Below are 7,617 nucleotides of genomic sequence, written 5' to 3'. Positions count from 1 at the left end.
GTTCCGCCGCTGAATATTTCGCAGTCAGAAATCGACGAAGGTCTTGAGATTTTAAAGAAAACCCTCGAAACTTTTTAGTTTTTTATAAATTTGGAGCGCAATTTAAGCTCTAACCCGCCGCTCCACGGTTCCGCTTACGCTGCATTCCAAAAAAGAAATGCGGTTTTGACCGCCTCTCTTTTTTGGAACGCTATCGCGCCGTTCCGGCCGGGGCTGGGATTTTTTGACTGGTGGTTTATAATTCTCTGTTTTTTCTGTATAATCTAAATCAGTTTTAAAATTGGAGAAAATATGAACACTTGCAAAATAAAAATTCTTGCCGAAAAAGGCGTAAAACTTCCTTCTTATCAGACATCAGGTTCTGCTGGAGCAGACATCTGCGCTTTTATTCCTGACGGCTCAAAAATTGTAATAAAACCTATGCAGCGGTTTATGGTTCCAACTGGAATTAAAATGGCGATTCCAGAAGGTTTTGAAGTTCAAATCAGGCCTCGTTCAGGACTTGCCGCTAAAAACGGAATTACCTGTCTTAATACTCCAGGAACTATTGACAGCGATTATCGTGGCGAAGTAAAAGTAATTTTAATCAACCTTGGAAGCGAGGATTTTGTAATTTCTGACGGCGACAGAATTGCACAGATGATTGTTGCTCCTGTTACTCAGGGCGTTTTTGAAACCGCTGAGTTTTTGGACGAAACAGAACGCGGAAGCGGTGGCTTTGGTCACACCGGAAAGTAAATTCTTTAATGAAATTCGATAAAATCGAAGCCTTTATAACCCGAACCGTGGATTTTTTTCGGAAAGGCTGGATTCAGTTTAAAAGTAAAATTTCCTCAAAACTCAACGGCTCAAAAGCAAAAAAAAGCGTTCTGCATATTGAATCTCTTGGCTATTATTATTGGCGGATTGCTTCAAAAAGCAGGCTTAGCAGAAAAATCCGCTGGTTTTATAAAAATAAATTCAAGCCTTTTTGGGCGAAATTTAATCTTTTAAATTCGATTTTTCACCGCGCCGCAGTTTTTATGCGTTTTTTGCATTGCTATAAAACGGCAAATTTTCTTGACGAGGCAATGCAGGAAAAATCAGGCATAAACCGTCATGTTTTTTATCGCTATCTTTTAAAAGAGCTTTTTTTGTATTTTTTTGTCGCCTTTCTGTTCTTCTTTTTTATATTTTTTGTAAACCAGATTTTGCTCGTAATTCAAAAAATTCTTGAAAAAAAAGTGCCGCTTTGGGATGTTATGCGACTCATGGCTTACGCTCTTCCTTCAATTATTGCACAGTCTGCGCCTTTTGCAACTCTCGTTGGTTTTTTGATGTGCCTTGGAAGGCTTGTTTCTGAAAATGAAATTCTTATTTTCCGTGCTTCCGGTCAAAGCTACAGAACGATTTTAATGCCGGTAATTATTCTTGGAGCGGTAATTTCGCTTGGCTCATTTTTTGTAAACGACTATCTTTTACCGCTTGGAACAATCAAGTACAACCGGCTGTACCGTTCGATTTTGTCTTCAAATCCGTCTGTTGAGCTTGAACCTAATTCAATAAAAAAAACTGTCGACAAAACTCTTGTAATCGGAAACGTCGTAAATGATCAAGTAAGCGATTTGATTTTTTTTGATACAGGAGCAGACGGACAGCAGCGCATAATTGTTGCGGACGATTCAGTTGTAAAAAAGGCAAAAGATTCCGGAGTTCTTATGACGCTGGAAATGAACAATGCAACGGTTCTTCTTTTTGACAAAGAAAAACGTGGAAATTTTGATGTGCTTTCCTCGCAAAAGATGAATTTAAATGTTTTCGAATCATCAATTTCTGCAACTTCAAACAGGGTAAGTCCTCGCGAAATGACGTCTTACGACTTGCATAAAAAAATAAAGCAAATGGAAGAATCAGAAGAGTTTTCTAAAAAAAAGTTGAATTCCTACAAGCTTGAATACAATAAAAAATTTTCGTTGCCCTTTGGTTCGATTTTTTTTGCTTTTTTGGCGCTTCCGCTCGCGCTTCTTTTTGGCAAACACAACGGCCAGACAATCGGGCTTATAGTCGGAATCGTAATCTGCGTTTTGTACTGGACAATGATGATTTTGGGACAGATTTTTGGCAACCGTGGCGGTTTAAATGGTTTTGTAGTAATGTGGGCGCCAAATCTTGCAATAACGATTGCAGGCGGATTCTTCTATATAAAATTGATTGGCAAATAGAATTAAAACAGGAATTAAAAATGACACTTGTAAAATATATTTTAAAAAAATTTGTGCCTCTTTTTGTCGGTTCGCTTTGTTTTTTTGCCTTTGTTTTAGTTCTCGTAGATCTTTTTATGAATCTTTGGAATTTTATTTCAAATGGTGTTCCGGCAAAGACTGTTTTTCAGATAATGCTTTTGTATTTTCCTAAGTCTCTTTGGTATTCGGCGCCGCTTTCGATTCTTTTTGCAGTTTCTTATACTTTGTCGGATTTTTATGCGAATAATGAACTTGTTGCGGTTTTTGCCTCCGGAGTTCCGCTCATAAAATTTACAGCTCCGCTTTTGGTTTTTGCATTTATCTTAAGTTTTGGACTTTTTTATTTTGAGGATAAAGTTGTTGTTCCAACGTTTGCAAAAAAGGTTGAACTTCAGGAAATTGTCTTAAACCGCGAAAAAAGCCTTAATAATGACAAAATCGTCGTCATGTCCGATCAGGGAAATGTCGTTTATAAGGCGGATTTTTATGACAACTCGGCAATGCGCCTTTATGCGCTTTATATTGTAATCAGAAACGAAGATAAATCTTTAAACTGCGTTGTCCGCGCCGATTCTGCACTTTGGATGGACGATCATTGGAAACTCAACGGTTCTACAAAATACACATTTTCTGACGGAAATTTGGTTTCTTCGGAGGTTGATTCCGCTACTCTTGCGCTGCTAACTGAAATTCCTGAAACTTTTAGAAACAACACGACTTCTGTCGAAACCGTAGATACCCGCGAGTCAAAAGAATACATTGCCCACTTAAAAAGAGTGGGGCTTCCTTATAACGAGCCTTTGAGCGTCTATTACAAAAAATATGCTTTTCCATTCATTCTTTTTATTGTAGTATTTTTGTCGATTGGTTTGAGCGGAAAAACAAGAAAAAATGTAATGCTAATAAGCCTTGCCAGCTGCATTTCTGCGGCGGTAATCTACTACGTTTTTCAGATGGTTACAATGCTTATGGCAAAATTTGGAGTTCTTTCTCCGTTCCTTGGAGCCTGGCTGCCGGTTTTTCTGTTTGTCGTTGTAAGTCTGGTTCTTCTAAAATATGCGAGAACGTAGAAAAATGATTTCTTAAGGATAAAATGATGATGGATATTTTTGACATTAAACACGAGTCTTCTGACGGAAAGGCACGTACCGGAACATTGCACCTGCCGCACGGCGACGTTCAGACTCCGGTTTTTATGCCTGTTGGAACAAACGCGACTGTAAAGGCTCTTACAAAAGATGATTTGGACGAAATCGGCTTTGAAATTATTCTCGCAAATACTTATCATCTTTATTTAAGGCCTGGAAGCGATGTGATCGAGGAAGCTGGCGGTCTGCATGGATTTTCCGGCTGGAAAAAAAATTTTCTTACAGATTCTGGTGGTTTTCAGGTATGGAGCCTTTCAAAACTGCGCAAAATAACGGAAGAAGGAGCAATGTTTGCTTCAAATATTGACGGAAGCCGGCATCTTTTTACTCCAGAAAAAATTGTGGACGTTCAGGCTCAGTTCAATTCGGATATTCAGATGCAGCTTGACGTTTGTTCTGGCTGGGGAATTGATAAAAAAGAAGCCCTTCATTCGCTCGAAATAACAGAAAACTGGTTAAAGCGCGCAAAATCTGAATGGTTAAAAAAACAGGACGAAGGTTATAAAGGAATTCTTCTGCCAATCGTTCAGGGAAACTTTTTTGAAGATTTAAGAATCCGTTCTGCAGAATTTGTAACTTCGATGGAAATGCCGGCAATTGCAATCGGCGGTTTGAGTGTAGGCGAGCCTGCGGAAGTTTTTGCTTCTATGCTGGATTTTACGGTCAGTCATCTTCCAAAGGAAAAAGCAAAATACGTTATGGGAATTGGAACTCCGGACTACATTTTGGATGCCGTTCACAGCGGAATTGATATGTTTGACTGCGTTTTGCCTACGAGAAATGCGCGCAACGGTTCGTATTTTACTCATGACGGAAAACTTTCAATTAAACAGGAGCGTTTTATTCACGATTTTGGACCTGTTGACAGCGAATGCAATTGTAAAGTCTGCCGCAATTATTCAAGAAGTTATCTTCGTCATCTTTTTAAGGAACAGGAAATTTTGAGCAGCATGCTGGCAAGTTACCACAACTTGTATTTTTTGCATAATATGATGAAAGAAATTCGCCTTGCGATTGAAGAAAACCGCTTTGAAAAATATAGAACGGACTTTTTAAAACGGTATCACGCTGGAAATATAAAATAAATTTTGCGGAAGTTTTTATGAAAAAAAATATTTTGGTTTTGACGGCATTTTGTTTTCTAAAATTGCAGTTTTTCGGACAAACCGCGGAAGTTGTTTCTGCTTCTGAAAAAACAGTTCAGTCGCAGAATCCGCCGGAAGCTGAAACGTCGGCAAATTCGGAAACTCAGACAGAAACCGAAAATTCTCCACAAACCGAAAATAAAGAAAATATCGAAGTTGTAGCAGAAGCCGAAAATCAAGAAAACGATAATCCTTCCGAAGAAAATTCTGACGTTGATGATGAAGCGGAAGAGGTTTCCGTAAAAATTCCAAAAAAACGGCCTCAAAAGCAGAATGCGGAAAAAATTGCGGAACTTGACGAGGAATTTCCGGACACAAGAAAAGAAAACGCCGACACTTTAAAATTTGGAATGGAAGATGATATTATCGAGCTCCTGAATGATTTTGTTAAAAATGAAGATGTCCGCTTTGTCGATGAAGTTTACGATTTATTTTACGTTACAAAAAATATTGCTGTCCGCGAAAAAATTCTCGAGTATTTTACAAAGCTCAAAGACCCTTGCCTTGAAAATTTTGCGCTCGAAATTCTTGACGATCCTTATGAGCAAAAAAAATCGACTGTAGATGCGGTTTTTAAGTATATTCAGTCGGTAAAAACAAAAGAAGCTCTTCCGGCTGTTCTTAAACTCGTAGAAAGCGAAGATGAAAACTATTTTACGGACGCGCTTACGACTCTTGGCGAAATCGGCGGTTCAAAAGAGGCTGTTTTTTTGTCAGAATATTTGGAACGCGAAGATTTATCGCTTGCTCAGCGGCAGCAGCTTGTAAAAGTTCTTGGAAAAATCAAGGCCGTAGAAACTTACGATAAGCTTGTAGAAATGGCTCAGGACGAAGACGAAAATACTTTTATAAGAATGTATTCGGCAGAAGCGATCGGTTCAATGGAAAAAAAAGAGGCTGTCAAAATTCTTGTAAAGCTTTACGAAGATACAGACCCAAAACTTCGCTGTTCAGTTGTAAAGGGACTTTCCAATTTTAAGGAAAATGACGAGGCGAAAAAAACTGTTATCGAAGCAATACGCGACTCTCATGTTACGGTTCGGATCGAGGCTATCGAAGCCTGCAAAAAAAATGATTATAAAGAAGCCGTTCCTTATCTTGTCTACCGGCTTGAAAAAGACAAAGAAGATTCTGTCAAAAAAAAGTGCTATCCTGCAATTGCCAGCCTAAACACAAAAGAAGGGAATGACTATCTTGTCAAGCTCATTACGGACAAAAAAGTTGCAGATACTCCAAAAAGCCGTGTTGCCGCTGCTCTTCTTGAATACAACAATGCCGGCACTGACGAGATTATTGCGCTTGCCCGCGAAACTCTAAAAGACGACAGAAGAAAACCTCTCCGATACGCGCTCGGAAAAGAATTTGCAAAATATAAGCGGAACGAATTTTCTTCTATCTGCAAGGATTATCTTGATTCAACGGACACTGCCACTCAGGGAACCGGGCTTGATATTTATTCAAAAGGCCGTTATCCAGATGTTTTGCCCGTTGTAAGGCAGATTATTCTCGAATCCGCAAAAAATCCGCTCAAGAAAAACGCAAATGCCGAAAAAGCAAAGAAAATCTTGGGTTCTTCGGACAGCACTGTCAAAGAAGCTGAAAAAATTGCCGAAGAGCAGAAAGGAAAACTTGAAAAAAAGAGCAATCCAAACGCAAATGCCAAATAAGAGCAATAAGTTTTGCTAAAAAGCGTTACTCGTACAGACTGTTCAACATTCTGTAAAGCATGTTCACTTTTTCTTTTTGAACTGCACTTAAAATTTGTCCCGCATCGTCAACAAGATTTTCCAATGCTGCAAGACTTTCATTTAGCGCAGTGACAAATCCTCGGCTTACTTTAAACCAGTATGTTCCACGGCTGTCGCTAAAGAGAGTTATAAAACCGAATTCTTTTGTCCGCGATTTTGCCATTGTAAGGTTCAGAACGTATTTTAAATTTTGAATCAAAAGCTCGCCGTCTTTTTCGTCATTTAAAGTGATGTTGAAATTTTTCGGCCAGGATTTTGCATCTACAGGAGTTAAATTCAAATTTTTGACAAGTTTTGCAATCAGTTCAAATTTTTCGCCTGTAAGCGCAAAGCCGCCTTTTAGAACGAGTTTTCCGCGAAGATTTGCAAGTGCCGCAAGTTTATTTTTGTCATTTTCTGAAAGAAGAGCTTCTTTGAATTTTTCGTAAGGAAGAACTGCCTGTTTTTTGCCTTTGACTTTTTCAAGTGCGAAAAGTTCTCCTCCGATTCCAATTGAATTTTCATCGCGCTTTTTCTTTTCGTTTTTGTCCAGTTTTCCGCCAAAATAACTGTCATCGCGTCCAGGTTTTCCTTTTTGCTCTCTGAATGTTGAACCTGTGTATTCAAGGTTTCCGGTGAGCGATTTTCCTTTTGCTCCACGGACTGACATCAGTTTTTTTTCGAGAGACGGATCGATTTTCGCAAGAAGCGCTTTTGTAAGAGGACTTACGCTCATTGCAAACATCCGGCTTGTTCTTACAATTTCTCCGGCAACAATAAAAAGTGGGGAAGTGCGGAACATTCCGGAACCAGGATGGATTGAAATGTGGTCGGTCGTCAATGAACGGTAGTTTTCTTTTCCATCGCGCACGCAAACAAACTGAATCATTCCTGCCGAAATACAGCAAAGGTAGTTATCCATCGAGCCTCCGCCAGTTACAGGAATTCCAAGAGCGCTGATTTCTTCTTCGAGCTGGGTTCTAATGCTTGAAATTTCTTTCATCACTTTTTCGTCGAGGTAGTTGTTCTGGCAAAAGCGGGTTTTGTTTTCCATTGACTGGTAGCGTCTAAAAAGTTTTACGTAAGAAACAAAGTCTCCCTGAATGTCGCGGAAAGCGTGATGCGCTGCCCGTGCGTCCATTTCTTCTCCAGGAGGAAGAACAAAAGGCGACTGGGTGCTTAAGAATGCAGCTGCAATTACGCTTTCATCAAGCACGTCAGGATAATTCATTATACTTTCCACTAAAATTCTGCTTACACGCGGTTCCAGTGGAAATTCAACCATGAGTTTTCCGATTGAAGAAAGAGTCCTGTCTGGATTGAGTGCTTTGAGCATGTTGAGTGTTTCGAGCGCGCCGAGAATATTTTCTTTTTC

6 protein-coding genes are annotated in these 7,617 nt (G+C 39.4%); 5 read left to right on the top strand and 1 reads right to left on the bottom strand.

Translation table 11 applies throughout. From position 1 onward, the window contains the following. Positions 1-291: 291 nt before the first annotated feature. From dut to B2X33_RS05290, 5 genes are read left to right on the top strand one after another with little or no spacing between them, the layout of a single operon-like run. Positions 292-738: a dUTP diphosphatase gene (dut, locus tag B2X33_RS05310; protein ID WP_296668149.1), complete on the top strand. Its 447-nt coding sequence runs from the start codon at positions 292-294 to the stop codon at positions 736-738. A gap of 8 nt (positions 739-746) precedes the next feature. After that, positions 747-2,201 (top strand): LptF/LptG family permease, encoded by a 1,455-nt coding sequence (locus B2X33_RS05305; protein ID WP_296668147.1) that lies wholly within the window; start codon positions 747-749, stop codon positions 2,199-2,201. A 20-nt stretch (positions 2,202-2,221) separates the two neighbouring features. Further along, positions 2,222-3,292 (top strand): LptF/LptG family permease, encoded by a 1,071-nt coding sequence (locus B2X33_RS05300; RefSeq protein ID WP_296668145.1) that lies wholly within the window; start codon positions 2,222-2,224, stop codon positions 3,290-3,292. 26 nt (positions 3,293-3,318) lie between these two features. Next, positions 3,319-4,455, top strand: a complete 1,137-nt coding sequence (gene tgt, locus B2X33_RS05295; protein WP_414717806.1) for a tRNA guanosine(34) transglycosylase Tgt — start codon at positions 3,319-3,321, stop codon at positions 4,453-4,455. Positions 4,456-4,472: 17 nt separating this feature from the next. Next, on the top strand, positions 4,473-6,182 hold the full coding sequence (locus B2X33_RS05290; RefSeq protein ID WP_296668143.1) for a HEAT repeat domain-containing protein: 1,710 nt from the start codon (positions 4,473-4,475) through the stop codon (positions 6,180-6,182). Between the two features lie 25 nt (positions 6,183-6,207). On the opposite strand, the gene B2X33_RS05285 is transcribed toward B2X33_RS05290, so the two are convergent. Then, positions 6,208-7,617: oligonucleotide/oligosaccharide-binding fold domain-containing protein (locus B2X33_RS05285; RefSeq protein WP_296668142.1), on the bottom strand; the 1,410-nt coding region annotated here is incomplete at its 5' end.

This window comes from Treponema sp. UBA785 (assembly GCF_002297065.1).
In the GTDB taxonomy this organism is placed as follows: domain Bacteria; phylum Spirochaetota; class Spirochaetia; order Treponematales; family Treponemataceae; genus Treponema_D.
Note: the sequence above shows the minus strand (reverse complement) of the source record. Positions and strands in the feature narration are given on the sequence as shown.